Annotated in this window: 24 protein-coding genes; 20 read left to right on the forward strand and 4 right to left on the reverse strand. The window is 74.3% G+C overall.

Annotated features, from left to right (window positions below):
* Positions 1 to 4: 4 nt before the first annotated feature.
* On the reverse strand, positions 5 to 238 hold the full coding sequence (locus ACF1AK_RS31490; protein WP_376142682.1) for an Lrp/AsnC family transcriptional regulator: 234 nt from the start codon (positions 236 to 238) through the stop codon (positions 5 to 7).
* 219 nt (positions 239 to 457) lie between these two features.
* Here ACF1AK_RS31490 and ACF1AK_RS31495 point away from each other — a divergent pair, with 219 nt between their 5' ends.
* From ACF1AK_RS31495 to thiD, 3 genes are all read left to right on the forward strand, one after another.
* Positions 458 to 1,423 carry a thiamine-phosphate kinase gene (locus tag ACF1AK_RS31495; protein ID WP_391502253.1) on the forward strand — a complete coding sequence of 322 codons (966 nt, stop codon included), beginning with the start codon at positions 458 to 460 and terminating at the stop codon, positions 1,421 to 1,423.
* Between the two features lie 144 nt (positions 1,424 to 1,567).
* Positions 1,568 to 2,593, forward strand: coding sequence for an ATP-dependent 6-phosphofructokinase (locus ACF1AK_RS31500; protein WP_391502254.1), 1,026 nt, complete (start codon positions 1,568 to 1,570; stop codon positions 2,591 to 2,593).
* A gap of 17 nt (positions 2,594 to 2,610) precedes the next feature.
* Positions 2,611 to 3,408: a bifunctional hydroxymethylpyrimidine kinase/phosphomethylpyrimidine kinase gene (gene thiD / locus ACF1AK_RS31505; protein ID WP_391502255.1), complete on the forward strand. Its 798-nt coding sequence runs from the start codon at positions 2,611 to 2,613 to the stop codon at positions 3,406 to 3,408.
* A 135-nt stretch (positions 3,409 to 3,543) separates the two neighbouring features.
* Here thiD and rpmB read toward each other — a convergent pair whose 3' ends face one another.
* Positions 3,544 to 3,729: a 50S ribosomal protein L28 gene (rpmB, locus tag ACF1AK_RS31510; protein ID WP_073813963.1), complete on the reverse strand. Its 186-nt coding sequence runs from the start codon at positions 3,727 to 3,729 to the stop codon at positions 3,544 to 3,546.
* Between the two features lie 284 nt (positions 3,730 to 4,013).
* Here rpmB and ACF1AK_RS31515 point away from each other — a divergent pair, with 284 nt between their 5' ends.
* The 10 genes from ACF1AK_RS31515 to mutM all read left to right on the forward strand — a co-directional run bounded on the left by ACF1AK_RS31515 (position 4,014) and on the right by mutM (position 13,851).
* Complete coding sequence (locus tag ACF1AK_RS31515; protein WP_391502256.1) at positions 4,014 to 5,645, forward strand: DAK2 domain-containing protein; 1,632 nt, start codon at positions 4,014 to 4,016, stop codon at positions 5,643 to 5,645.
* A 41-nt stretch (positions 5,646 to 5,686) separates the two neighbouring features.
* Entirely contained in the window at positions 5,687 to 7,927 is a 2,241-nt protein-coding gene (gene recG, locus ACF1AK_RS31520) for an ATP-dependent DNA helicase RecG (RefSeq protein ID WP_391502257.1), read from the forward strand.
* A 105-nt stretch (positions 7,928 to 8,032) separates the two neighbouring features.
* On the forward strand, positions 8,033 to 8,566 hold the full coding sequence (locus ACF1AK_RS31525) for a hypothetical protein (protein WP_380293486.1): 534 nt from the start codon (positions 8,033 to 8,035) through the stop codon (positions 8,564 to 8,566).
* Positions 8,567 to 8,663: 97 nt separating this feature from the next.
* Complete coding sequence (gene rsmD / locus ACF1AK_RS31530) at positions 8,664 to 9,251, forward strand: 16S rRNA (guanine(966)-N(2))-methyltransferase RsmD (protein ID WP_391502258.1); 588 nt, start codon at positions 8,664 to 8,666, stop codon at positions 9,249 to 9,251.
* Between the two features lie 50 nt (positions 9,252 to 9,301).
* On the forward strand, positions 9,302 to 9,793 hold the full coding sequence (gene coaD / locus ACF1AK_RS31535) for a pantetheine-phosphate adenylyltransferase (protein WP_380293482.1): 492 nt from the start codon (positions 9,302 to 9,304) through the stop codon (positions 9,791 to 9,793).
* Between the two features lie 191 nt (positions 9,794 to 9,984).
* A complete protein-coding gene (locus tag ACF1AK_RS31540; RefSeq protein WP_391502259.1) occupies positions 9,985 to 11,151 on the forward strand; it encodes a cell division initiation protein in 1,167 nt (388 codons plus the stop codon).
* A 142-nt stretch (positions 11,152 to 11,293) separates the two neighbouring features.
* Positions 11,294 to 11,938, forward strand: a complete 645-nt coding sequence (locus ACF1AK_RS31545) for a DUF177 domain-containing protein (protein WP_350552486.1) — start codon at positions 11,294 to 11,296, stop codon at positions 11,936 to 11,938.
* Positions 11,939 to 11,940: 2 nt separating this feature from the next.
* Positions 11,941 to 12,114 (forward strand): 50S ribosomal protein L32, encoded by a 174-nt coding sequence (gene rpmF, locus ACF1AK_RS31550; protein ID WP_097236113.1) that lies wholly within the window; start codon positions 11,941 to 11,943, stop codon positions 12,112 to 12,114.
* Between the two features lie 20 nt (positions 12,115 to 12,134).
* Positions 12,135 to 12,923 (forward strand): ribonuclease III, encoded by a 789-nt coding sequence (gene rnc / locus ACF1AK_RS31555; RefSeq protein ID WP_391502260.1) that lies wholly within the window; start codon positions 12,135 to 12,137, stop codon positions 12,921 to 12,923.
* Between the two features lie 58 nt (positions 12,924 to 12,981).
* On the forward strand, positions 12,982 to 13,851 hold the full coding sequence (gene mutM, locus ACF1AK_RS31560; protein ID WP_391502261.1) for a bifunctional DNA-formamidopyrimidine glycosylase/DNA-(apurinic or apyrimidinic site) lyase: 870 nt from the start codon (positions 12,982 to 12,984) through the stop codon (positions 13,849 to 13,851).
* Between the two features lie 8 nt (positions 13,852 to 13,859).
* On the opposite strand, the gene ACF1AK_RS31565 is transcribed toward mutM, so the two are convergent.
* A complete protein-coding gene (locus ACF1AK_RS31565) occupies positions 13,860 to 14,783 on the reverse strand; it encodes a hypothetical protein (protein ID WP_391502262.1) in 924 nt (307 codons plus the stop codon).
* 312 nt (positions 14,784 to 15,095) lie between these two features.
* Between ACF1AK_RS31565 and ACF1AK_RS31570 the strand changes: the two genes are divergently transcribed.
* The 6 genes from ACF1AK_RS31570 to ftsY all read left to right on the forward strand — a co-directional run bounded on the left by ACF1AK_RS31570 (position 15,096) and on the right by ftsY (position 23,054).
* Positions 15,096 to 16,457, forward strand: a complete 1,362-nt coding sequence (locus ACF1AK_RS31570; protein WP_391502263.1) for a hypothetical protein — start codon at positions 15,096 to 15,098, stop codon at positions 16,455 to 16,457.
* A gap of 133 nt (positions 16,458 to 16,590) precedes the next feature.
* Positions 16,591 to 17,088, forward strand: coding sequence for a winged helix-turn-helix transcriptional regulator (locus ACF1AK_RS31575; RefSeq protein ID WP_391502264.1), 498 nt, complete (start codon positions 16,591 to 16,593; stop codon positions 17,086 to 17,088).
* Positions 17,089 to 17,123: 35 nt separating this feature from the next.
* Positions 17,124 to 17,423: an acylphosphatase gene (locus ACF1AK_RS31580; protein WP_391502265.1), complete on the forward strand. Its 300-nt coding sequence runs from the start codon at positions 17,124 to 17,126 to the stop codon at positions 17,421 to 17,423.
* Between the two features lie 413 nt (positions 17,424 to 17,836).
* Positions 17,837 to 18,040 carry a hypothetical protein gene (locus tag ACF1AK_RS31585; protein ID WP_270143783.1) on the forward strand — a complete coding sequence of 68 codons (204 nt, stop codon included), beginning with the start codon at positions 17,837 to 17,839 and terminating at the stop codon, positions 18,038 to 18,040.
* 177 nt (positions 18,041 to 18,217) lie between these two features.
* On the forward strand, positions 18,218 to 21,781 hold the full coding sequence (smc, locus tag ACF1AK_RS31590) for a chromosome segregation protein SMC (protein WP_391502266.1): 3,564 nt from the start codon (positions 18,218 to 18,220) through the stop codon (positions 21,779 to 21,781).
* Positions 21,782 to 21,836: 55 nt separating this feature from the next.
* Positions 21,837 to 23,054: a signal recognition particle-docking protein FtsY gene (ftsY, locus tag ACF1AK_RS31595; RefSeq protein WP_391502267.1), complete on the forward strand. Its 1,218-nt coding sequence runs from the start codon at positions 21,837 to 21,839 to the stop codon at positions 23,052 to 23,054.
* 100 nt (positions 23,055 to 23,154) lie between these two features.
* Here ftsY and ACF1AK_RS31600 read toward each other — a convergent pair whose 3' ends face one another.
* A complete protein-coding gene (locus tag ACF1AK_RS31600) occupies positions 23,155 to 23,826 on the reverse strand; it encodes a bifunctional DNA primase/polymerase (protein ID WP_391502268.1) in 672 nt (223 codons plus the stop codon).
* Between the two features lie 577 nt (positions 23,827 to 24,403).
* On the opposite strand from ACF1AK_RS31600, the gene ACF1AK_RS31605 reads away from it, so the two are divergent.
* The gene (locus ACF1AK_RS31605) at positions 24,404 to 25,858 is read left to right on the forward strand and encodes a hypothetical protein (protein WP_391502269.1); all 1,455 of its coding nucleotides are present in this window, start codon (positions 24,404 to 24,406) and stop codon (positions 25,856 to 25,858) included.
* Positions 25,859 to 25,937 lie beyond the last annotated feature (79 nt).

Genomic DNA, 25,937 nt, shown 5'->3' on the forward strand with positions numbered 1-25,937 from the left:
CGTCCTACAAGTGGACGACGGGACAGGTCAGGGTGCGGGTGATGCCCTCGACCTGCTGGACCTTCGCGACCACCAGACGACCGAGGTCGTCCACGGTGTCCGCCTCGGCCCGGACGATGACGTCGTACGGACCGGTGACGTCCTCGGCCTGGATGACTCCGGGGATCTTGGCGATGGACTCGGCGACGGCACTGGCCTTGCCGACTTCGGTCTGAATCAGGATGTAGGCCTGGACCATGGGGACCTCCCGGCGGCTGGGTACGGGGATCGGCGCCGTGCACGCCCGGTGGCGCGTGGGGTGGGGGGAACGGGCTCACGGCAGACTGATCACCACGCTACCTCCCGGCGGGCCGGGGAGGGGAGACCCGTGCGCCCCCGAAGGGCGTACGCTGCGCGCGGAGGCGGCGTGACCGCAGGACGCGACGCGCCCGGCCGGGCGCAACCGGGAGGACGGCAGATGCAGGGGACCGTGGGCGAGCTCGGCGAGTTCGGACTCATCAGGGAGCTGACCGCCCGGGTACCGCTCACCGACGCGGTCGACCTCGGCCCGGGTGACGACGCCGCCGTGGTGAAGGCCCCGGACGGCCGGGTGGTGGCCACCACGGACGTGCTGATCGAGAACCGGCACTTCCGCCGGGACTGGTCCACCGCCTACGACGTGGGCCGCAAGGCGGCCGCGCAGAACCTCGCCGACGTGGCCGCGATGGGCGCGGTGCCGACCGCGCTGCTGCTCGGCCTGGTGGCACCGGCGGACCTGCCGACGACCTGGGCCACCGAGCTGATGGACGGGCTGCGCGACGAGTGCCAGGTGGCCGGCGCGACGGTGGTCGGCGGCGACGTGGTGCGCGGGGACACCATCACGCTGGCCATCACGGCGCTCGGGGACCTCCAGGGGCGCGCGCCGGTGACGCGCGCCGGTGCCCAGGTGGGTGACGTGGTCGCGGTCACCGGCTGGCTCGGCTGGTCGGCGGCCGGGCTGACGGTGCTGCAGCGCGGCTTCCGCTCGCCGCGCGCCTTCGTGGAGGCGCACCGCCGCCCGGAGCCGCCGTACCACGCGGGGCCGGCCGGGGCGGAGCTGGGCGCCACCTCGATGATCGACGTGAGCGACGGGCTGGTCGCCGACCTCGGGCACGTGGCCGGGGCGAGCGCGGTGGACATCGACCTGCGGGCGGCCGACTTCGACGTGCCGGCGCAGATGGCGGACATCGGCCAGGCGGTCGGGGTCGACCCGCTGGTCTGGGTGCTGTCCGGCGGCGAGGACCACGCGATCGTCGCGACCTTCCCGCGCGGGGTCCAACTGCCCGCCCGCTGGCGGGTGGTGGGCGAGGTGACCGGCCGGGCGCGGGCGGCCCGCGGCGGCCGGGTGACGGTGGACGGCGAGGCCTGGGACCGGGTCGGCGGCTGGGACCACTTCGCGGAGTGACAACCGGCCCGCGCCGGGCGGTGGTTGACGGCCGCCGGGCCGGGGAGTGCGTAGGCTTGACCCGTGGCCCGGCCGTCCGTCCTTCCCAGGAGTGGTCTGGACCATAATGGTCTGAACCACTTCGAGCCGGGAGAGTCCACCACCATGCGAATCGGAGTACTGACCAGCGGCGGTGACTGCCCCGGACTGAACGCGGTGATCCGTTCCGTGGTGCACCGGGGCACCGATGTGCACGGCGACGAGATCGTCGGCATCGAGGACGGCTTCCTCGGCCTCATCGAGGGCCGCGCCCGCCCGGTCTCGCACGACGACGTCACCGGCCTGCTCACCCTGGGCGGCACCATCCTCGGCTCCGCCCGGGTGCAGCGCGAGCGGATCCAGTGGGCGGTGGAGAACGCCAAGACCCTCGCCCGGGACATCGGCATCGACGCGCTGATCGCCATCGGCGGCGAGGGCACCCTCACCGCCGCCCGGATGTTCAGCGAGGCCGGACTGCCGGTGGTCGGCGTCCCCAAGACCATCGACAACGACATCGACGCGACCGACGTCACCTTCGGCTTCGACACCGCGGTGCACGTCGCCACCGAGGCGATCGACCGGCTCAAGACCACCGCCGAGTCCCACCAGCGCGTCATGGTGGTCGAGCTGATGGGCCGTCACACCGGCTGGATCACCCTCACCGCCGGCATGGCGGGCGGCGCGCACGGCATCCTGATCCCGGAGAAGCCGTTCGACATCGAGGCGGTGGCCCGGATGGTCGAGGACCGGTTCGCCCGCGGCAAGAAGTTCGCCATCATCGCCGTCGCCGAGGGCGCCTCCCCGACGCCCGGCACCATGCGCTTCGACCACGGCGAGGTCGACCGGTTCGGGCACCGGACCTTCGGCGGGATCGGCAACCGCCTCGCCCACGAGCTGGAGAACCTGCTCGGCAAGGAGGCCCGCCCGGTCATCCTCGGCCACGTCCAGCGCGGCGGCACCCCCACCGCCCGGGACCGGGTGCTCGCCACCCGGTTCGGCTGGCACGCGGTGGAGGCCGTCCACCGGGGCGAGTTCGGCCACTTCACCGCGCTGCGCCGGGGCGGCATCCGGCTGGTGCCGATCGCCGACGCGGTCACCCGGCTCAAGACCGTCCCCGAGGGCCACTGGGCGGAGTCCGAGGCCGTGCTGTGACCGCGTAGGTTGGACGCATGTCTTCCACCGCACCTCCCCGCGTTCTCACGGTCGCCGGCTCGGACTCCGGCGGCGGCGCCGGCATCCAGGCCGACCTCAAGGCGATGCTCGCCCTCGGCGTGCACGGCATGAGCGTGATCACCGCCGTCACCGCGCAGAACTCGCTCGGCGTCCAGGGCTACTGGGAGCTGCCCGCCGAGGCCGTCCGCGCCCAGTTCCGCAGCGTGGCCGACGACATCGGCGTCCAGGCCGTGAAGACCGGCATGCTCGCCTCGGCCGAGCTGGTCGAGACCGTCTCCGGCCTGCTGGCCGGGATCGGCGCGCCGGTCGTGGTCGACCCGGTCGGCGTCTCCAAGCACGGCGACGCGCTGCTCGCCGCCGAGGCCGTCGCCACCGTCCGGGAGCGGCTGCTGCCGGTCGCCACCCTCGCCACGCCCAACCTGCACGAGGTGACGCAGCTCACCGGGCGGGTGGTCGAGGACGAGGCGCAGATGGTGGACGCCGCGAAGGCGCTGCTCGACCTCGGGCCGCGCTGGGTGCTGGTCAAGGGCGGCCACCTGCCGGGCGAGGCGGCCGACCTGCTGTACGGCGGCGCGGGGGAGGAGCACTGGTACCGGGCGCCGCGCTACGACAACCGGCACACCCACGGCACCGGCTGCACCCTCGCCAGCGCGATCGCCGCCGGCCTGGCCAAGGGCGAGGCGCTGCCCGAAGCGGTGGCCTCGGCGAAGGAGTACATCACCGGAGCGATCGCCGGCGGCTTCGCCCTCGGCGCCGGGATCGGGCCGGTCGACCACGCCTGGCGCTGGCGCTGAGCCCGGCGCCGGACACGCCTGTGGGCGGGCCCGAGGGCCCGCCCACAGCAGGACGATCGCATGCCGGAACAACAGAAAGCCGGTTCACCCGAGGATGAACCGGCTCACTGGAGGACCGGCATGCCGGTCTGCGCGTCAGCGCGAGACCTTACCGGCCTTGATGCACGAGGTGCAGACGTTGAGCCGCTTCGGCGTCCGCCCAACCACAGCGCGCACCGTCTGGATGTTGGGGTTCCAGCGACGGGGGGTACGGCGGTGCGAGTGGGAGATGCTGTTGCCGAAGCCCGGCCCCTTGCCGCAGACGTCGCAGTTGGCAGCCACAGGAGTCACTCCAAGACTTCAGAATCATTTACGTGAGACAACCCGCCGGACCAGCGGAGCACTCACGTGAACCGAACCGGACCAAGGGGTGAGCCTGGACCTGTTCCAGGCAACCGGAAGAGCATACAACGCTTGCTTCCGTTCAACGAAACTACCATGACCAGCAGAGTGATCGCTCCGGCCGCCGGTTCCGCCGCCCCCTCCCGGCCCCCGCTAACCTGCCGGTACCACCCCTCGCCGTTCACCCTCAGGCCATCACGGCGTCCCACTCCGGAGGAGACCTGGTGCTGCACACGCTCGACGCCCCGGCCGTGCGCAGCTGGTGCCAGTTGGCGCTGCGCGCGCTCGGCCAGGCCCGCGAGGAGATCGACGCACTCAACGTCTACCCCGTCCCGGACGGCGACACCGGCACCAACCTGTACCTGACCGTGGAGTCGGCCGCCGCCGAGGTGGAGAGCCGGTTCGCCGGCCAGGGCACCGGCCCGGCGCCCGGCCTGGCCGAGGCCGCCCGGGCGATGGCCCGCGGCGCCCTGGTCGGCGCCCGCGGAAACTCCGGGGTGATCCTCGCCCAGTGGCTGCGCGGCGCCGCGGAGAAGCTCGCCGGGGGCGGCGGCGCCGACCAGCTGCGGGCCGCCCTCCAGCGGGCCTCCGACGCCGCCTACCAGGCCGTCGCCGAACCGGTCGAGGGCACCCTGCTGACCGTCGCCCGGATCGCCGCCCGCGAGGCCGCCCGGGCCGGCGACGGTCTCGGGCAGGTCGCCGAGGCCGCCCACCGGGCCGCCCGCGACGCACTGCGGCACACCCCCGAGCAGCTCGCCGTGCTCGCCGAGAACGGCGTGGTGGACGCCGGCGGCCGCGGCCTGGTCGCCGTCCTCGGGGCGCTCGCCGACGCGGTGGCCGGCCACCAGCCGATGGGACCGGTCGCGCTGCGGGGCGACGTGCGGCCGGCGGAGGGCTGCGAGCTGCACGTGCGGCCGCCCGGCCCCGGGCACCCCGCGTTCGAGGTGATCTACCTGCTGGACGCGCCCGACGAGGCGCTGCCCGCGCTGCGGACCCGGCTCGGCGCGCTCGGCGACTCGCTGGTGGTCGGCGGCGGGGACGGCCTGTGGAACGTGCACGTCCACGTCGACGACGCGGGCGCCGCCGTCGAGGCCGGGGTCGAGGCCGGGCGCCCGCACCAGATCCGGATCACCCACTTCGCCGAGGCCGCCGCCCGCTCCGGCGCCGCCGACGACCGCGGCGAGCCCGAGCGGCCGGCCCGCGCGGTGCTCTCGGTGGTCTCCGGCGAGGGCCTCGCCGAACTCTGCGAACAGGCCGGCGCGGTCGTCCTGCACGCCGGCGCCGGCCGCCCGCCGGCCAGCGCCGAGCTCACCGCCGCGGTGCGCCGGGCCGCCGCCCGCGAGGTGGTGCTGCTGCTCAACGACCCCGAACTGCGGGCCGCCGCCGGCGCCGCCGCCGACCAGCTGCGCGAGGAGGGCGTGCGGATCGCCGTGCTGCCCACCCGCTCGCCGGTCCAGGGCCTGGCCGCGCTCGCCGTGCACGAGGCCGGGCGCCGCTTCGACGAGGACGTGGTCGCCATGACCTCGGCGGCCGGCGCCACCCGGTACGCCGAACTGGCCGTCGCCGAGGGCGAGTCCTGGACCATGGCCGGGGTCTGCCAGGCCGGCGACGTGCTCGGCCTGATCGACGGGGACGTCGCGGTGATCGGGACCGGGCTGGCCGAGGTCGGCGAGAGCGTGCTGGACCGGATGCTCGGCGGCGGCGGCGAACTGGTCACCCTGATCCTCGGCGAGGGCGCCCCCGAGGGCCTCGCCGAGGGCCTCGTCGCGCACGCCCGGCAGAGCCGGCCCGAGGTGGACGCGGTGGTCTTCCACGGCGGCCAGGAGTCGGCGCCGCTGCTGATCGGCGTGGAGTGAGCACCCGGATCGTCGGTCCGGTGGTGTAAACAGGGGCCTTGATGGGCGCTCTCGATGAACCACTGACCAAGCTCGTCGGCGACCGGACCGCCAAGGTGCTCGCCGACAGCCTCAAGCTGCGCACGGTCGGGGACCTGCTGCACCACTATCCGCGCCGCTACGTCGAACGCGGGCAGCTCACCAGCCTGGACGAGCTGGAGATCGACGAGCACGTCACCGTGCTGGCCCGGATCGAGAAGGTCACCCTGATCCCCTTCCGCGGCCGCAAGGGCGACCGCCTGGAGGTGGTGGTCACCGACGGCCGCAGCCGGCTCTCGCTGGTCTTCTTCAACCAGGGCTGGCGGCAGAAGGAGCTGCGGCCGGGGACGCAGGGCCTGTTCGCGGGCAAGGTCGGGGTCTTCAACCGGGCCCGCCAACTGGCCTCCCCCGACTACCAGCTGCTGGACGAGACCGACGGCGACGGCGCCGCCGCCCGGTTCGCCGGACGGCTGATCCCGGTCTACCCGGCCAGCGCCCAGATGCCCAGCTGGAAGCTCTCGCTCTGCGTGGAGACGGCGCTCACCAAGCACCTGGCCGACGTCGGCGAACCGCTGCCGGCCGGGCTGCGCGAGCGCCACGGGCTGATCGCGCTGCCCGAGGCGCTCGAACTGATCCACCGCCCGCGCAGCCAGGCCGACCGCGAACGTGCCCAGGAGCGGCTGCGCTGGGACGAGGCGTTCGTGCTGCAGGTCGCCCTCGCCCAGCGCCGGGCGGCCGACTCCGCGCTGCCCGCCAAGCCGCGCGTGGCCCGTCCGGGCGGCCTGCTGGACGCCTTCGACGCCCGGCTCCCGTTCACCCTCACCGAGGGCCAGCGGAAGGTTTCCGCCGAGATCGCCGCCGACCTGGCGGGCGAACACCCCATGCACCGGCTGCTCCAGGGCGAGGTCGGCTCGGGGAAGACCCTCGTCGCGCTGCGCGCCATGCTGGCCGTGGTCGACGCCGGCGGGCAGGCGGTGCTGCTGGCGCCCACCGAGGTGCTCGCCCAGCAGCACCACCGGTCGATCGTGGAGATGATGGGCGACCTCGCCGAGGGCGGCATGCTCGGCGGGGCCGACCTGGGCACCCGGGTGGTGCTGCTCACCGGCTCGATGGGCGTGCCGGCCCGGCGGCAGGCGCTGCTCGACATGGCCTGCGGGGACGCCGGCCTCGCGATCGGCACCCATGCGCTGATCGAGGACAAGGTGCAGTTCCAGGACCTCGGCCTGGTGGTGGTCGACGAGCAGCACCGCTTCGGCGTCGAGCAGCGGGACGCGCTGCGCGCCAAGGGAGAACAGCCGCCGCACCTGCTGGTGATGACGGCCACCCCGATCCCGCGCACGGTCGCGATGACCGTCTTCGGGGACCTGGAGACCTCCGTCCTGGACCAGCTGCCGGCCGGCCGCTCGCCGATCTCCACCCATGTGGTGCCGGCCGTCGAGAAGCCCAACTTCCTGACCCGCGCCTGGGAGCGGGTCCGCGAGGAGGTGGCCAAGGGCCACCAGGCGTACGTGGTCTGCCCGCGGATCGGCGACGAGGATCCCGAGGAGCAGAAGGGCGCCAAGGGCGCGAGGCGCAAGCGCCGCGAGGGGGACCTGGAGGAGCTGCTCGACGACGCCCCGGACGAGGGCGCCGCCGCCGAGGGCGACCGGCGCCCCCCGCTGTCCGTGGTGGAGACCGCCGGCAAGCTCACCGCCGGGCCGCTGGCCGGGCTCCGGGTGGAGATCCTGCACGGGCGGCTCGCCCCGGAGGCCAAGGACGAGGTGATGCGCCGCTTCGCGGCCGGCGAGGTGGACGTGCTGGTCGCCACCACGGTGATCGAGGTCGGCGTCAACGTCCCGAACTCCACCGCGATGGTGATCATGGACGCGGACCGGTTCGGCGTCTCCCAGCTGCACCAGCTGCGCGGCCGGGTCGGCCGGGGCTCCGCCCCCGGGCTCTGCCTGCTGGTCACCGACATGCCGGCGGCCAGTGCCGCGCGCGCCCGGCTGGACGCGGTGGCGGGCACCCTGGACGGCTTCCAGCTCTCCCGGATCGACCTCGAACAGCGCCGCGAGGGCGATGTCCTCGGCCAGGCGCAGTCCGGCGTGAAGTCCTCGCTGAAGGTGCTCTCGGTGCTGGAGGACGAGGAGGTCATCGTCACCGCCCGCGCCGAGGCCACTCGGCTGGTCGCCGAGGACCCGGACCTCGCCGCCCACCCGGACCTGCGCACCGTCCTGGAGAGCCTGCTCGACGAGGACCGCGCGGCCTACATGGAGAAGGGCTGAGGGCGCCCTCGGCAGGGCCGGATTGTCAGACCCCCGCGAGAGAATGAAGGTGTTCAGGGCGCACCCCCAAGGTGCGTCCCTGGCGCGACACTTGGGGGTTTAGCCATGGCATTCCGTCATCTCAACGAGCTCCCGCTGGGCGACAAGGTCTTCCGGATCGAACTCGCCAGCGACGACGACCGCGAGGTCACCCTCACCCTCACCGGCTGGCGCGAGGGGGCGGCGGCGGACCCGCTCGCCTCCGGCAAGCTGCGGCTGCCGGTCGAGGACGTCGCCTCGCTGCGGATCGCGCTCAACCGCGCGCTCCGGGCCCTGGCGATCGTCGCCGACGTCTCCGAACCCATCCCCGACCGCGACGTGCTGCGCGAGCTCTACCCCGGCCACGGCGCCCCCTGGGTGCCGCAGCACGAGGAGGAGCTGGTCCGGCGCTTCCACGAGGGCGAGACCGTCGCCCGGATCGCCGCCCGCTTCGGCCGCACGCCCGACTCCGTCCGCACCAAGCTGCGCGAGCTCGGCCACGACCCGCGCCGCCCCGAGTACTGCCCGCCGGACGGCTGCCTCTCCTGGTCCCGCTACGCCTCGCCGTCGCTGCTCGGCGCGGCCGTCCCGGCCCGGCCGGCGGACTCCGAGGCCGTCTGATCACCTGAGTGCGCGCGCGTGGCCCCCGCCGGACGGACCGGCGGGGGCCACGGCCGTATAGCGTGGTCGGGCAGCGACGAAAGGACCTCCCACCACCATGACCCGCGTGATCGCCGGGGCGGCCGGCGGCCGCCGGCTGGCCGTACCGCCAGGCCGGGGCACCCGCCCGACCTCCGACAAGGCCCGTGAGGCGATGTTCTCCACCCTGGAGGCGCTGCGCGGCACCACCCTGCACGGCGCCCGGATGCTGGACCTGTTCGGCGGATCGGGCGCGGTCGGCCTGGAGGCGCTCTCGCGCGGCGCCGAGCACGTGCTGCTGGTCGAGGCGGACGCCCAGGCGGCCCGGGTGATCCGGGAGAACGTCCGGTCGATCGGCCTGCCGGGGGCGCTGGTGAAGGCCGCCAGGGCGGAGAAGGTGATCGCCGGACCCGCCCCGGAGGCCCCGTACGACCTGGTCTTCCTCGACCCGCCGTACGTGGTCACCGACGACGAGGTGCGCGAGATGCTGATCACACTGTCCGCCGGGGGCTGGCTCGCGGAGGACGCACTCGTCACCGTGGAGCGCAGCACCCGCGGCGGCGAGTTCGGCTGGCCGGAAGGCTTCGAGGTGCTGCGCTCGCGCCGCTACGGCGAGGGCACGCTCTGGTACGGTCGCGCCGCCGCCGGGACCCGCCACCACCCCTAGCGGGCCCGGGCCCGCAGGATTCCGTCATCCCACGAGGGAGCACACACGCCATGCGCCGCGCCGTCTGCCCCGGGTCCTTCGACCCGATCACCAACGGTCACCTCGACATCATCGAGCGGGCCTCGAAGCTGTACGACGTGGTGCACGTCGTGGTGGCGATCAACCGCAACAAGCAGGGCATGTTCACCACCGAGGAGCGGATCGCGCTGATCGAGGAGACCACCTCCCAGTACGGGAACCTGGTGGTCGAGTCGTACCAGGGCCTGCTGGTGGACTTCTGCCGCGAGCGGAACATCCCGGCGATCATCAAGGGCCTGCGCGCGGTCAGCGACTTCGACTACGAGCTGCAGATGGCGCAGATGAACCACGGCCTGACCGGCGTGGAGACGCTGTTCGTGCCGACCTCGCCGACGTACAGCTTCCTCTCCTCGACGCTGGTCAAGGAGGTCGCCTCGTACGGCGGCGACGTCTCGCACCTGCTGCCGGAGACGGTGCACCGGCGGCTGGTCGAGCGGATCGCCGAACGGCGCGCCCAGCAGTAGGGGCGTGACCGGACGTCCGTTTCTGCCGGTTCGTCACGGTTTGCCCGAGGGGTGGGAAGTCGGCCGTGTCCGGGCGTTGTGACCTCGCCCGGCAGTGGCCGTACAGTCTGTATTCCTGCCCTGCGGTGACGTCCACCGCGCCGGGCGCTGCCTCCGCCGGACCTCGGCGGCACACGGAAAGACGAAGCCCCGTGGACGTGCAGAACAAGGTCGACGAGATCGTGGCGGCCGTCGAGAACGCCCGCTCGATGCCCATGTCGGCCTCCTGCGTGGTGAACCGTGCCGAGCTGATCGGACTGCTGCAGGAGCTGCGGGCGGCCCTGCCCGCCGAGCTGGCCCAGGCCCAGTCGGTGATGGCCGACCACGAGTCGGTGGTCGCGGACGCCCAGGCCGAGGCCGACCGGATCATCCAGGGCGCGCACGCCGAGCGCGGTTCGCTGATCTCCGACACCGAGGTGGTCCGCCGCGCGCAGGCCGAGGCGGACCGGATCCTCGCCGAGGCCCGCGCCGAGATCGACGCCAAGCGCGCCGAGGCCGACGACTACGTCGACAGCAAGCTCGCCAACTTCGAGGTCGTGCTCACCAAGACGCTCGGCGCCGTCGGCCGCGGGCGGACCAAACTGCGCGGCGACGCCAGCGTCTTCGAGACCGAGTACGAGGGCGAGACCGACGGCGAGGAGTTCCGGCCGCAGCGGATCAGCCCCAGCCCCGAGGTCGACGAGTACGTCGATGTGAAGCTCGCCACGCTGGAGAACGTGCTCAGCGCCACCCTGGAGGCGGTCGGCAAGGGCCGGGACAAGCTGACCGGCAAGCGGCCGATCGACGAGCTCGGCGCCTACCTGGCCGCCGCCGACGAGGCGCAGCAGGCCAAGGAGCGGGCCGAGGCGGTCGCCGCCGGCTTCGCCGCGGACGCCGACGGCAGCGAGCTGGCCTGGTACCGCGAGGAGGTGCCGCAGCAGCAGACCTGGCCGGAGCAGACCCCGGCCGCGGCCGGCTGGCAGGCGCCCGGGGCGGACCAGTACGCGGCCGCGCAGCAGGGCGGAGCCCAGTACGCCGAGGTGTACGGCGGCGGCTTCGACCCGGCCGGCGGCCAGGCCGCGGACCCGTACGGGGCCGCGCAGTACGGCTACCAGCAGCACGGGCAGCAGCCGGAGCCGCAGCCCGGCTACGGCTACCCGCCCCAGCAGCAGGGCTATCAGGAGCAGCAGCAGTACGGCGGCGGCTACGGCTACCCGCAGCCGCCCGCCGACCCGCCGGCGCCCGTGCCGCAGCAGGCCCAGGCGGGGCTGGACGAGACCAGCTTCTTCGACACCAGCATGATCGACATGACCCGGCTGCGGGAGCTCGGCGGCCGGTAGGCCCGGGGCACGAAGTTGGGCCTGGCGGGAGACTCGGGTAGTCTGACCACTCCGGCCTCTCCGTGTCGGGCCGTCGGTCTGCCCGCGCATTCCCCCGACGAGCAGCGCCGCGCACCGGTACCCCCCAGGAAGTCAGGACACCTTGAACCGCCTCGACCACCGCGACCCCCTCGTGTTCGACACGCACGAGCTGGGCCGTCGTCCGGGTGCGCTGCGCAGGGTGACCCGGACCCTGGAGGCCCCCGAGGGCCTCGGGATCATCGACGTGATCGGCGTCCCGGAGAAGAGCGAGATCGCGCTGGAGCTCCGCCTGGAGTCCGTGGTCGAGGGCGTGCTGGTCACCGGCACCGCCGAGACCCGGGTCGAGGGCGAGTGCGTCCGGTGCCTGGAGCCCGTCGAGTTCGACCTCGACGTGGACTTCCAGGAGCTGTACTACTACCCGGAGTCCGACGAGCGCCACCGCGCCCGGACCGCCGGGGCCGAGGACCTCGACGAGGACTCGGAGGAAGAGACTTACCGCCTGGAGGGCGATTTCTTCGACCTCCAGCCGGTGCTGCGTGACGCGGTGGTGCTCGCACTGCCGCTGCAGCCGGTGTGCCAGGAAGACTGCCTGGGCCTGTGCTCCGAGTGCGGAGCGCGCCTGAGCGACGACCCGGCGCACCACCACGACGCCGCCGACCCCCGGTGGGCGGCTCTGCAGGGACTCTCCGCCGCCCACGGCGACGAGGGTGACGGAATCAAGAACAGCGACACCCGTGAGGGTCTCGCCGAGAACCAGGAGAAGTAGCCGTGGCTGTTCCGAAGCGGAAGATGTCGCGCAGCAACACGCGCCACCGCCGGTCCAACTGGAAGGCCGTTGCCCCGGCCCTCGTGGCGTGCGACCGCTGCCACGAGCCGAAGCTCTCGCACATCGCGTGCCCGAGCTGCGGCACGTACAACCGTCGCCAGGTCCTCTCGGTCTGATCGGCGGGGTGCACGGATCGATGTCGGACGGTAACTCCTCCCGCAAGGCGGCCGCGGCTCCGAAGACTCCTTCGGGCGGTGGCAAGGCCGGCGGGCCGGCTTCGACCGAATACGACGTCCTGGAAGGGCGCCTCGGGTACACACTTGAGCGCGCCCTTCTGGTACGTGCCCTGACCCACCGCTCGTACGCGTACGAGAACGGTGGTCTGCCCACCAACGAGCGCCTGGAGTTCCTCGGCGACTCGGTGCTGGGCCTGGTGGTGACCGACACCCTCTACCGCGTCCACCCGGACGTCCCGGAGGGCACGCTCGCCAAGCTGCGCGCCGCGGTGGTCAACTCGCGCGCGCTCGCCGACGTCGGCCGCGGCCTGGAGCTGGGCGCGTTCATCCGGCTCGGCAAGGGCGAGGAGGGCACCGGCGGCCGCGACAAGTCGTCGATCCTCGCCGACACGGTCGAGGCGGTCATCGGGGCCGTCTACCTCGACCGCGGCCTGGACGCCGCCACCGAGTTCGTCCACCGGTTGTTCGACCCGCTGATCGAGGAATCCTCTCAGCTGGGCGCCGGCCTGGACTGGAAGACCAGCCTCCAGGAGCTCACCGCCTCGGTGGGCATCGGAGTGCCGGAGTACGTGGTCGAGGAGTCCGGTCCGGACCACGAGAAGACCTTCACCGCCGCGGCCCGGGTGGCCGGCGAGGACTTCGGCAGCGGCGTCGGCCGCTCGAAGAAGGAAGCCGAGCAGAAGGCCGCCGAGAGCGCCTGGCGGGCGATCAAGGAGAAGTACGCCGACCGCCTGCCGAGCGGCGCCTGACCACGCAGTAGCCTTCCTCCTGCAGAGCCGAGTCCGTTCCGCTGGAGGCGTTCTTCCCGTGCCCGAACTTCCCGAGGTCGAGGTCGTCCGCCGCGGTCTGGCGAACTGGGTCGCCGGGCGCACCGTCGCCGGCGTCGAGGTGCTGCACCCGCGCGCGGTGCGCCGCCAGCCGGCCGGCGCCGCGGACTTCACGGCCCGGCTCACCGGCACCACCCTCGGCGCGGCGCAGCGCCGCGGCAAGTACCTCTGGGTGCCGCTCTCGGGGGCGGGCGAGGGCTTCTCGCTGATCGGCCATCTCGGGATGAGCGGCCAGCTGCTCGTCCAGGACCCCGCGGTGCCGGACGAGACGCACCTGCGGGTGCGGCTGCGGTTCACCGACGGCGGGCGCGAGCTGCGCTTCGTCGACCAGCGGACCTTCGGCGGGCTTGCGGTCGAGGAGGCCGAGGACGGCGATCCGGAGGGCACCCCGCTCTCCATCGCGCACATCGCCCGGGACCCGCTCGACCCCCGCTTCGACGACGCCGCCTTCGCGGCGGCGCTGCGGGCCCGGCGCACCACGGTCAAGCGGGCGCTGCTGGACCAGACGCTGATCAGCGGGGTCGGCAACATCTACGCGGACGAGGCGCTGTGGCGCTCCCGGCTGCACTACGACCGGCCGACCGCGACGCTGACCCGCCCCCAGGCGCTGCTGCTGCTGGCCAACGCCCGGGACGTCATGACGGCGGCGCTGGCCGTCGGCGGCACCAGTTTCGACAGCCTGTACGTCAACGTGAACGGCGAGAGCGGCTACTTCTCCCGCGACCTGGACGCCTACGGCCGGGAGCACGAGCCGTGCCGGCGCTGCGGCACCGCGCTGCGGCGGGCCGCCTGGATGAACCGGTCCAGCTACTTCTGCCCGCGCTGCCAGCGCCCCCCGCGGGTGCGCTGACCCGCTCCTCAGCCCTTGACGGGTGCCGGTTCGGCCGGGGCGGCCTCCGGCAGCCCGCCGTGGGTGTCCTGGCCGAAGTAGGCGACGCCGACCGCCGCGACCACCGCGATCAGGAAGCCGGCCACGCCGAGCCAGCCCAGGCCGGCCTTGGAGGAGTCGCCGAGCCACAGCACCCCGGCCGCGCCGGGCAGTACCGTCTCGCCGACCACCAGGGCGGCGGTGGCGCCGTTCACCGAGCCGATCTGCAGGGCCACGGTGTGCACGTACATGCCGCCGATGCCGCCGACCAGGATCGCGTACAGGGCCGGGTCGGAGAGCAGCCGGGCGAGGTCGAACGGCTCGATGCCGTCGAGGATGCGCACCCCGACGCCGAGCGCGCCGAAGCCGAGGCCGGAGAGCAGACCGGCCACGATCGCGCCGTTGGCGCCCATCCGGCGCACCAGCAGGCCGCCGCCGGCCAGCAGCACGGTGGTGATCGCCAGCAGCCACCAGTGGAAGGCCGTCGCGGCGTGGTGGCCGCCCTCCGGCCCGGCGGAGACCGCGAGCAGCACCAGCGCGGAGCAGAGCACGCCGATCGAGGCCCACTCCAGGTGCTTGAGCCGGATGCCGAGCAGCTTGATCGAGAGCACCGCGGTGATCACCAGGTTGGCACTGATGATCGTCTGCGAGAGGAACAGCGGCAGCAGCCGGGCGGCCAGCGCGCCGAGCCCGAAGCCGATGAAGTCCAGCACGGTGCCGAGGATGAACTCCCAGGTCACGGCGGCCTTGGCGGTGGAGGCGAGGCTGGGCCCGCCGTGCGCGGTGGTGCCGGCGGAGCCGCCGCCCTTGGCGGCCTCCTCACGGGCGGAGCGCCGGGAACCGACGGCCTGGAGCACCGAACCGGTGCCGTAGCAGGCGGAGGCCGCCACAGCGGTGACGAGGCCGATCAACACGCGGAGCTCCGATCAGGAGGGGTGGGGCTGGATGGTCAAGAGATGGTCATGGGGCGGCGGTACCGGCACCAGTGTGCCCGGTCACGGGGTACGGTCGGCACGCCCGCCCCGGCGGCCGGACCGCCCCGGTGTCCGCCGGGAGGTACGTGCGGGGCGCCGGACGGGTTCCCGCCCCGGGGGCGCCTCAGGGGCGGCGGGGCGGAAGATCATCCCGCAGAAGGGGGCCCACCCCGGCGGACGGTGGGGGTGCCGGGCCGGGCCGTAGCCGACCGGTATGCCCTGTCCGGGGGCCGCTCGGGGTAGCGTCGAGACATGAGAACCCTTGCACGACGACGTTCCCGGGGCGCCGGGCCGCTGGCCCTGGTGGCGGCGCTGCTCGGGCTGCTGCTCCTGCTGGCTCCCGCGGCCTCGGCGGCGGGCGGTCTCGACGACGCGGCCGCCGCGCTGAAGCAGGGCCGGGTGTACGTCGACCCGGCGATGGCGGGCCGGTTCGGCCAGAGCCAGGCCGACGCCCTCACGGAGAAGATCCGCAAGGCGGACAAGCCGATCTTCGTGGCGGTCGTCCCGGCCGCCGATCCGTACGGCGCCCGGACCGTCTTCGAGGACCTGCGCACCAAGGTCGGCGTCACCGGCACCTACGCGATCTGGCGCGGCGACCAGTTCCAGGCCCGCTCGGACAAGGCCGCGCTGCCCAGCGCGAGCGCCGAGCGGATCGCCGGCGCGTCCTTCCGCTCCCACCCGGGTGACATCGACGCCACCCTGAACGACTTCGTCGACACCGCCGCCCCGCAGATCAAGGGGCACGCGGTGAACAGTGACAAGGGCGGCGTCTCGACCGCCGCGGTGGTCGTCCCGCTGGCCCTGCTGGCGCTCGCCGGCACCGGTGTCTTCCTGCTGTTCCGCCGGGCCAGGAGGAAGAAGGAGGAGCAGCGCCGGGCCGAGCTGGCGCAGCTGCGCCAGGTCGTCGACGAGGACATCACCGCCTACGGCGAGGAGCTGGACCGGCTGGACTTCGTCCCGTCCGCGCCGGACGCCGACGACGTGCAGCGCGGCGACTACACCCACGCCCTGGACTCGTACGAGAAGGCCAAGCGGCTGATGGACGCGGCCGCGGGGCCGGAGGACGTCAAGCCGGTCACCGAGGCGCTGGAGGACGGCCGGTTCGCGCTGGCCACCCTGGCGGCCCGGCGGGAGGGGCGGGCGCTGCCGGAGCGCCGGCCGCCGTGCTTCTTCGACCCGCGGCACGGTCCGTCCGTGCTGGACGCCGAGTGGTCCCCGGCGGGCGGCGCCGCCCGCGCCGTCCCGGTCTGCCGGGCGGACGCAGACCGGCTGGCGGCCGGCCAGGACCCGGACATCCGGACCGTCCCGACCGCGCACGGCCCGCAGCCGTACTGGAACGCGGGCCCGGCGTACGGCCCCTGGGCGGGCGGCTACTTCGGCGGCTTCGGCGGCGGCGGTCTGCTGCCGGGCCTGCTGGTCGGCACCATGCTCGGCTCCATGATGGCCACCCCGGCGTACGCGGCCGGCCCGCTCGACGCGGGGGCCGGCTACGACGGCGGCGACTACTCCGGTGCCGACTTCAACTCCTCCGACTTCGGCGGCGGCTTCGACGGCGGAGACTTCGGCGGTGGCGGGGACTTCGGTGGCGGCGGAGACTTCGGCGGAGGGTTCTGACCCTCCCCGGGCCGGGGGGACGACCGGACCGCGGCCCCCGCCGGGCGACCGGCGGGGGCCGCGGCGTGTCCGGGCGGGCCGTGTCCGGGCGGAAGGGTTCGAGAACCCAACCCTGTGTGGCAGGCTGGTGCCCGTGACCTCCGACCCGCGTCCCGTCCCGCCCGTCCTGCCCGGGCGGCCGTGCTCGATCGCCGCCGCGCTGCACGTGGTGGGGGAGAAGTGGGCGCTGCTCGCGGTCCGGGAGCTGTTCTACGGCAACCACCGCTTCGACCGGATCGCCCGCAACACCGGGGCGCCCCGGGACCGGCTCACCGCCCGGCTGCGGGCGCTGGAGGAGGCGGGCGTGGTCGAGCGGCGGGCCTACAGCGAGCGGCCGCCGCGCTACGAGTACCACCTGACCGAGGCCGGCCGCGATCTCGCCCCGCTCACCCAGGCGCTGCTGGCCTGGGGCGACCGCTGGGTGCTGCCCGAGGCGCCGGTGGTCTTCGAGCACGCGCCCGAGGGGCACCCGCCGCACCCCTACGACCCGGCCTGGGTCTGCCGGACCTGCGGCGAGCCGGGGCGCGGCGCGGAGCTGCGGATCACGATCCGCAGCCCGGGCTGGACGGTCGAGGGCCCGGCCGGCCCGTGACGCGCGCCGCCGCCGGGGCGGATAGGGTCGTGGGCATGCACGGTCGCGACGCCCACAGTGACGAACCGGTCCGGGTCACCGCCTGGGTGCGCGGCACGGTCCAGCAGGTCGGCTTCCGCTGGTGGACCAGGGCGCGCGCGCTGGAGATCGGCCTGACCGGCTACGCGAGCAACCTCGGCGACGGCCGGGTGCAGGTGGTGGCCGAGGGCCTCGCCCCGGACTGCGAGCAGCTGCTCGCCCTGCTCAGGGGCCCGGACACACCGGGCCGGGTCACCGGGGTGACCGAGATCTGGACCGCCGTCGGGCCCGGCTACGAGAGCTTCGCGATCCGCTGACCGCCCCCGCGCGGCGGGCCCTGGGAGGGCCGCCGGAAAACGATCGGCAACCGGCGGTGTCGTACGGTTGCCATCCGGGCAGACTCGTGGTTGACTCCGCATCGAACGATGATCCACGAGCAGGTGGTGGACCCCCCTTCGCGGCCGCCCGGCGTGACGACACCGCCAGGCAGGTGACAGGGGCGCGGTAGCGTGCGGTGATCGTGTTGACCCGTACCGTCTTTGGTGAGACGCTGGATGCCCGCGCACACGACCGCGTCATTCCGGTAGGCGCACGCCCCCGTGAGCCCAGCTCATGGTGGTTGTGCCGTAGTGCCCAGCCAGCACTGCCGGTGCGCGCCGCGCGTGCGTCCCCCTTCCCCCTAGACCTGGACCGTTCCGGTTCGGTCACTCAGCGTGGAGGACCATTCATCATGGCAAAGGCGCTTCTCGGGTACGTCGGCGGCCCCGACCCGCGAATGCTCTCCGAGATGCGACGGCTGCAGCAGCGCGTCCAGGACCTCGAAGCCGAGCTCCTCAGGATGCAGGCTGAGAACGACGCACTCACCGCTGTCGCTGGCGAGCACTCGCTGCTCAACAGCATCGATCTGGATCAGCGGGAGCCGGCTCTCACCTGAGTCCCGCCCGATCCCCTGATCGACGCCGCTGTGCACTGAGCCGCCCCGAAAGGGACGCAGCTTGCAAGGGACGCCCCGTGTGGCGTCCCTTCGTCGTGTCCGGGGGCGGGCGGCCGGGCCGCCGGGGGATACAGTCGCCGCTGGAGCCCCTGGTGAGCGAGGTGAGGAGACCGGCGCGTGCATCTGAAGAGTCTGACGCTGCGCGGGTTCAAGTCCTTCGCCTCCGCCACCACCCTCCGCTTCGAGCCCGGGATCACCTGCGTCGTCGGACCCAACGGCTCCGGCAAGTCCAACGTCGTCGACGCGCTCTCCTGGGTGATGGGGGAGCAGGGCGCCAAGTCGCTGCGCGGCGGCAAGATGGAGGACGTCATCTTCGCCGGGACGAGCGGGCGCGCCCCGCTCGGCCGTGCCGAGGTCAGCCTCACCATCGACAACACCGACGGCGCCCTGCCGATCGAGTACGCCGAGGTGACCATCACCCGGACGATGTTCCGCAACGGCGGCAGCGAGTACGCGCTCAACGGCGACACCTGCCGCCTGCTCGACATCCAGGAACTGCTCTCCGACTCCGGCATCGGCCGCGAGATGCACGTCATCGTCGGCCAGGGGCAGCTCGACTCCGTCCTGCACGCCGACCCGATGGGCCGCCGGGCCTTCATCGAGGAGGCGGCCGGCGTCCTCAAGCACCGCAAGCGCAAGGAGAAGGCGCTGCGCAAGCTGGACGCGATGCAGGTCAACCTCAACCGCGTCCAGGACCTGGTGGCCGAGCTGCGCCGCCAGCTCGGCCCGCTCGGCCGGCAGGCCCGGATCGCGCGGCGCGCCGCCGGCATCCAGGCCGACCTGCGCGACGCCCGGCTGCGGCTGCTCGCCGACGACCTGCTCGCGCTGCGCACCGCCGTCGAAGCGGAGATCGCCGACGAACTGGCGCTGCGGCTGCGCCGCTCCACCGTCGAGCAGGAGCTCGGCCGGGCGATCGGGCGCGAGGCCGTGCTGGAGGCGCAGGTCCAGCAGCTCGGTCCCGGCCTGGAGGCGGCCCGGCAGACCTGGTACCGGCTCTCCGCGCTGGCCGAGCGCACCCGCGGCACCGTCGGGCTGGCCGAGGCCGCCGCCCGGCACGCCGCCGCCGGCGGGCAGGCCGAGGAGCGGCGCGGCCGGGACCCGGAGGAGCTGGAGCGCGAGGCCGGGCGGGTCCGCGAGGAGGAGGCCGCGCTCTGCGCGGCCCTGGAGCAGGCCGAGGAGGCGCTCGACGAGGCCGTCGAGGCCAGGAGCGGGCTGGAGCGTGCCCTCGCCGCCGAGGAGCGCCGGCTCAAGGACGCCGCCCGCGCCATCGCCGACCGCCGCGAGGGGCTGGCCAGGCTCCAGGGGCAGGCCGCCGCCGCCCGCTCCAGGGCCGCCGCCGCCGAGGCCGAGATCGGCCGGCTCGCCGAGGCCCGCGACGAGGCACTGCAACGCGCCGGGGCCGCCCGGCAGGAGTACGAGGAGCTGCGGGCCCGGGTCGACGCCGGCACCGGGGACGGCGAGCGGGCCGACACCGCGCACGAGGGCGCCCGGGAACGGCTCGCCGCCGTCGAACAGCGGCTCACCGCCGCGCGCGAGGCCGCCGGCGCCGCCGAGCGCGAGCGGGCCGCGCTGACCGCCCGGCACGAGGCGCTGGCGCTCGGGCTGCGCCGCAAGGACGGCAGCGGCGCGCTGCTCGCCGCCGGGGAGCGGCTGACCGGACTGCTCGGCCCGGCCGCCGCGCTGCTGCGGATCGCCCCCGGCCACGAGAGCGCCGTCGCCGCCGCCCTCGGCGCCGCCGCCGACGCGGTGGCCGTCGACTCGCCCCGGGCCGCCGCCGAGGCGCTGCGGCTGCTGCGCAAGGAGGACGCCGGCCGGGCCGCCCTGCTGATCGCCGGCGCCCCCGAACCGGCGGGTGCGGCGGGGGAGTTGCCGCCCGGTGCCCGCTGGGCCGCCGAACTCGTCGACGGGCCGGACGCCCTGCGGGCCGCCGTCGCCCGGCTGCTGCACGGCGTCGTGGTGGTGGACACCCTCGACCGGGCCCTCGCCCTGGTCGCCGCGCACCCCGCGCTGAGCGCCGTCACCGCCGACGGCGACCGGCTCGGCGCCGGTTTCGCGCACGGCGGCTCCGGCGCCGCCCCCAGCCTGCTGGAGACCCAGGCCGCGGTGGACGAGACCGCCCGGGCGATCGCCGAACTCGACGTCCGCTGCGCCGAGTCGGCCCGGCTGCTGGCCGAACTCACCGAGGAGCGCCGGGAGTCCGCCGCCGAACTGGACCAACTCGCGCTCCGGCGCAGGCAGCTGGAACGCGAGCAGGCCGAGGTGGCGGGCACCCTGGGCCGGCTCGGCGGACAGTCCAGGGCCGCCGCCGGCGAGGCCGAACGGCTGACCGCCGCCGCCCGGCGCGCCGAGGACGGGCTGGCCCGGCTGCTGGACACCGCGGAGGAACTGGCCGAGCGGCTGGCCGCCGCCGAGGAGGGCGCCGCCGACGGGCAGGACGAGCCGGACGCCGCCGAACAGCAGCGGCTGGCCGCGGCCGCCACCGCCGCCCGGCAGACCGAACTGGAGGCGCGCCTGGCGGTGCGCACCCACGAGGAGCGGGTCCGCGCCCTGGCCGGCCGGGCCGACCAGCTGGACCGGGCCGCCCGCGCCGAGCGCGAGGCCCGCGCCCGGGCCGCCGAGCGCCGGCGGCGCGCGGAGCACGACGCCGCCGTCGCGGGTGCCGTCGCCGCCGGCGCCCGCCAGCTGCTCGCCTGCCTGGAGGTGTCGCTGGCCCGGGCGGACGCCGAACGGGCCGCCGTCGAACAGGCCCGGGCGGCGCGCGAGGCGGAGCTGAAGGAGCACCGCGAGCACGGGCGCGGCCTCAAGGACGAGCTCGACAAGCTGGTCGACGCCGGCCACCGCGACGAGGTGCTGCGGGCGGAGAAGCGGCTGCGGATCGAGCAGCTGGAGGGCCGGGCGCTGGAGGAGTTCGGCATCGAGGGCGCCGAGCTGCTGGCCTCCTACGGGCCGGACCGGCCCGTCCCGCCGTCCACGCCGGAGGAGGGCCGGGAGCCGGGCGAGCCGCGCCCGTACGTCCGCGCCGAGCAGGAGAAGCGGCTGCGCGCGGCCGAGCGGGCGTACCAGCAGCTGGGCAAGGTCAACCCGCTGGCCCTGGAGGAGTTCGCGGCCCTGGAGGAGCGCCACACCTTCCTCGGCGAGCAGCTGGACGACCTCAAGCGCAGCCGGCGCGACCTGCTCGACATCGTCAAGGACGTCGACCAGCGGGTCGAGCAGCTGTTCACCGCCGCCTACCACGACACCGCCGCGCAGTTCGAGGGCGTGTTCGCCCGGCTGTTCCCGGGGGGCGAGGGCCGGCTGGTGCTCACCGAGCCGGACTCCATGCTCACCACCGGCGTCGAGGTGGAGGCCCGCCCGCCCGGCAAGAAGGTCAAGCGGCTGTCGCTGCTCTCCGGCGGGGAGCGCTCGCTGACCGCGGTGGCGCTGCTGGTCTCGATCTTCAAGGCCAGGCCCAGCCCGTTCTACGTCATGGACGAGGTCGAGGCGGCGCTGGACGAGACCAACCTGCGCCGGCTGATCGCGATCATGGAGGAGCTGCGGGAGAGCTCCCAGCTGATCGTGATCACCCACCAGAAGCTGACCATGGAGTCCGCCGACGCCCTGTACGGGGTGACCATGAAGGGCGACGGCATCTCGCAGGTGATCAGCCAGCGGCTGCGCGAGGAACACCGGGAACGCCGGTGATCCACTCCACCGGCTGCGGTCCACGGGGACCGCTGTCGCGGATACTGGGGGGGTTATGGAATACGTGATTCTTGCCGTAGTCATCGCGGTGGTCGCCGTAGGCGCGATCGCCGGACTCGTCGTTTCCGGCAGACGACGCCAGCAGCTGCCCCCGAAGTCGCAGGCGCCGGTCATCACGGCGCCCCCGACCCCGCGCGAGCCCGCCGTCGGCGAGGAGGCCGCGCCGCCGACCGAGGAACCGCGCCGCACCGTCGAGGAGGTCCCGCTCCCCGAGGCCGGGACCGAGGCGGAGGCCGAGACCGAGGTCGTCCCCGAGGCGGTCGGCGAAGCCCCGGCCATCGAGGTCCCCGAGCCCACCGCCGGCCGCCTGGTCCGGCTGCGCTCGCGGCTCTCCCGCTCGCAGAACTCGCTCGGGAAGGGCCTGCTCTCGCTGCTCTCCCGCGAGCACCTCGACGAGGACACCTGGGAGGAGATCGAGGAGACCCTGCTGACCGCGGACGTCGGCGTGGCCCCCACCCAGGAGCTGGTCGAGCGGCTGCGCACCCGGGTCAAGGTGCTCGGCACCCGAACCGCGGACGAGCTGCGCGGTCTGCTGCGCGAGGAGCTCGTCGAGCTGATCGGCAAGGACTCCGACCGCACCGTGCGCTCCACCAAGCACGAGGAGGGCCCCGCGGTCGTCCTGGTCGTCGGCGTCAACGGCGTCGGCAAGACCACCACCACCGGCAAGCTGGCCCGGGTGCTGGTGGCCGACGGCCGCAAGGTGGTGCTCGGCGCGGCCGACACCTTCCGCGCCGCCGCCGCCGACCAGCTGCAGACCTGGGGTGAGCGGGTCGGTGCGCGCACCGTGCGCGGGCCGGAGGGCGGCGATCCGGCGTCGATCGCCTTCGACGCGGTCAAGGAGGGCATCGCCGAGGGTGCGGACACCGTGCTGGTGGACACCGCCGGCCGCCTGCACACCAAGACCGGCCTGATGGACGAGCTGGGCAAGGTCAAGCGGGTCGTGGAGAAGCACGGCCCGGTCGACGAGGTGCTGCTGGTGCTGGACGCCACCACCGGCCAGAACGGGCTGATCCAGGCCCGGGTCTTCGCCGAGGTGGTCGACATCACCGGCATCGTGCTGACCAAGCTGGACGGCACCGCGAAGGGCGGCATCGTGGTGGCGGTCCAGCGGGAGCTGGGCGTGCCGGTCAAGCTGATCGGGCTCGGCGAGGGCGCCGACGACCTGGCGCCGTTCGAGCCGGGCGCGTTCGTGGACGCGCTGATCGGGGACTGAGCACCGTCCCGTCCCACCGGTGAAGGGTCCGCTCCCGTGAGGGGCGGGCCCTTCGGCGTGGGCGGGGACCGCCCCGCCGCAGGCGGGTGACGCAGCGCCCTCAGGCGATCCAGGCGGGTTCGCGGGTGCGCTCGCGGCCGCGGTGGCAGGCGTAGGCGAGGGTGCCGAGCAGCAGCCGGGCCTCGGGCGGGCAGCCGGCGTTGTCGCGGGTCGGGCGGCGCAGCCAGCGGACCGGGCCGAGACCGGCGAGCACGGTGGGCGGTGCGGCGACGAAGCTGCCCTCGCCGTGGCAGGTGAGGTCGAGCGCGGCGTCGTCCCAGCCCATCCGGTAGAGCAGGTCCGGCAGCCGGCGGGCGGTGCCGGGCGCGACCAGGAACTGCAGCCGCCCGGTGGGCGCGGCGAGCACCGGGCCCACCTGGGTGCCCATCCGCTCCAGCCGGACCAGTGCCTGGAGGCCGGCCTGCTCGGGCACGTCGAGCACGTCGAAGGCGCGGCCGGTGGGGAACAGCACCGAGACGTCGGGGCCGGGGCGGGCGGCCGGCCCGGCCCCGGGGACGGGGTGCAGCCCGGGCGCGGCGCAGCGCGGCGCACCGCAGTGGCAGCGGCGCGGGGCGGCGGTGGTGCGGGCCGGCTCGCCGACGACGACGGACCAGCCCCACCGGCCGGTGTACTCCGCGGCCGCCTGGCTCGCGGTGGCGCGGGTGCGGTGGCGCGCGCCCAGCGGTGCCAGCCGCAGGTGCCCCAGTCGAAGTACGCCGAACAGGTTGTCCATGCCTCCCCCAACAGGATCTCGTTGCCGATGGTTACGGGACGGTGACTGTGTGTTGTTTTTCCTGTGCGTGGTGCGTGGTGCGGTGGCGGCGCGCGGCGCGCGGTGTGCGCCAGTCGCCCTGGTGCGCCTCGTGCGCCGCCTTGTGGCCGGCGGTGCCGATGCCGGATCGTCGGTGCGCGGGAGGGCTGTCGGTCGGTGCGGGTGTGAAGTCCGCCTGCGGCGGCGGCGGTTCGCCTGAAGAGCCGGGTGCCGTCGGGGACTTGGCGGCCCGCATATGCCGGACCGCCGGGACTTCCTAGTGAACCGCCTGCCGACACGGTTCGGTTCACTCCTGGGGGTGGCGAAAGGTGGCGTTTCGCCAGGGCCGCTCCCCGGGGCGGTGCGCGGGGCGTTACGTTCAGCACACGGACCTCGTCGGGGAGTCCGCTCCGGGCCATGGCGGGCCGGGAGTTGGGGAACTGACGGTTCGTCTGCGGCTGTGGCGCCGCAGTCCGGTACGACACGTCTGGCAAGAGCCCGCGACCGTCGGGCGATCACGATCGGGGCCCCGGGGCCCGGGCGGGATGGGGACGGACCCATGGCAGAGAAGCAACCCAACGAGAAGCTGACCACGTGGTTCGCCCGCAGCGGCTGGTCCAAGGGGGAGTTGGCCCGTCAGGTCAACCGCCGGGCCCGGCAGATCGGGGCCCATCACGTCTCCACGGACACCTCGCGGGTGCGGCGATGGCTCGACGGCGAGCAGCCGCGGGAGCCGATTCCGAAGATCATGTCCGAACTGTTCTCCGAGCGCTTCGGGTCGGTGGTCTCCATCGAGGACCTCGGGCTGCGCGCCGCCGTGCCGGTCTCCACCGTCGGCGGCGGCGTCGACCTGCCCTGGAGCGCACCGCAGACCGTCCAGCTGATCAGTGACTACTCGCGCAGCGACCTCATGCTCAACCGGCGCGGCTTCCTGGGCACCTCGCTCGCCCTGACCGCCGGTGCCGCGCTGATCGAGCCGATGCAGCGCTGGCTGGCGCCCGGCCCGAACGGCGCCCCCACCCCGATCCTGACCGCCGCCAACGGCGGGGAGCCGTTCACCGGCCGGCTCTCCGAGCCCGAGCTGGAACTGCTGGAGCAGACCACCGTGATGTTCCGGCAGTGGGACGCGCAGAACGGCGGCGGGCTGCGCCGCAAGGCCGTGGTGGGCCAGCTCCACGAGGTCACCGACCTGCTCCAGGAGACCTACCCCGAGCAGACCACCAAGCGGCTGTTCCGGCTCACCGCCGAGCTGGCCCACCTGGCCGGCTGGATGTCCTACGACGTCGGCATGCACCCCAGCGCGCAGAAGTACTACGTGCTGGCGCTGCACGCCGCCAAGGAGGCCGGGGACCGCCCGTTCGGCGCCCTGATCCTGACCGACATGAGCCGGCAGATGATCCACCTCAACCGGGGCGAGGACGCGCTGGAGCTGATCCACCTCGCCCAGTACGGCAGCCGCGACACCGCCACTCCGCGCCAGCAGTCCCTGCTGTACGCGATGGAGGCGCGGGCGTACGCCACGATCGGCGAGGTGAACCGGTGCGCCCGGGCGATCCGGCTGGCCGAGGACACCTTCACCGACATCCGCGAGGGCGACGGGGATCCGGACTGGCTGAAGTTCTTCTCCCCGGCCGAGCTGAACGCGGAGAACGCGCACTCCTTCCGCGACCTCGCCTACCACTCGGACAACGCCGAGCTGTACGCCTCGATGTCGGCGCCGGTGATGGAGCGCGCGGTCGACCTGTTCCGGCAGGACGGCGACCACGTCCGCTCCTACGCCTTCAACCTGGTCGGCATGGCCAGCGTGCACCTGCTGCAGCGGGAGCCGGAGGAGGCGGCGGTCTTCGCCGAGCAGGCCGTGGACATCGCGACCAAGGTCCGCTCCGAGCGGCTCAACTCACGGGTCCGCAAGACCACCGAGGCCGCCGTCTCCCGGTTCAAGGGCGTGGACGCGGTCGGCCGGCTCAAGGAGCGGGTGGTCCAGGACATCCCCGAATACGTCTCGGTGGTCTGAGCCGCCACCGCGACCCCCTCACCGGCCGTGCCGTCCGCCGACGGCACGGCCGGTGCCCGTTCACGCGGGCGTAACCCCG

It is taken from the genome of Kitasatospora sp. NPDC015120 (assembly GCF_043080305.1).
In the GTDB taxonomy this organism is placed as follows: Bacteria; Actinomycetota; Actinomycetes; order Streptomycetales; family Streptomycetaceae; genus Kitasatospora.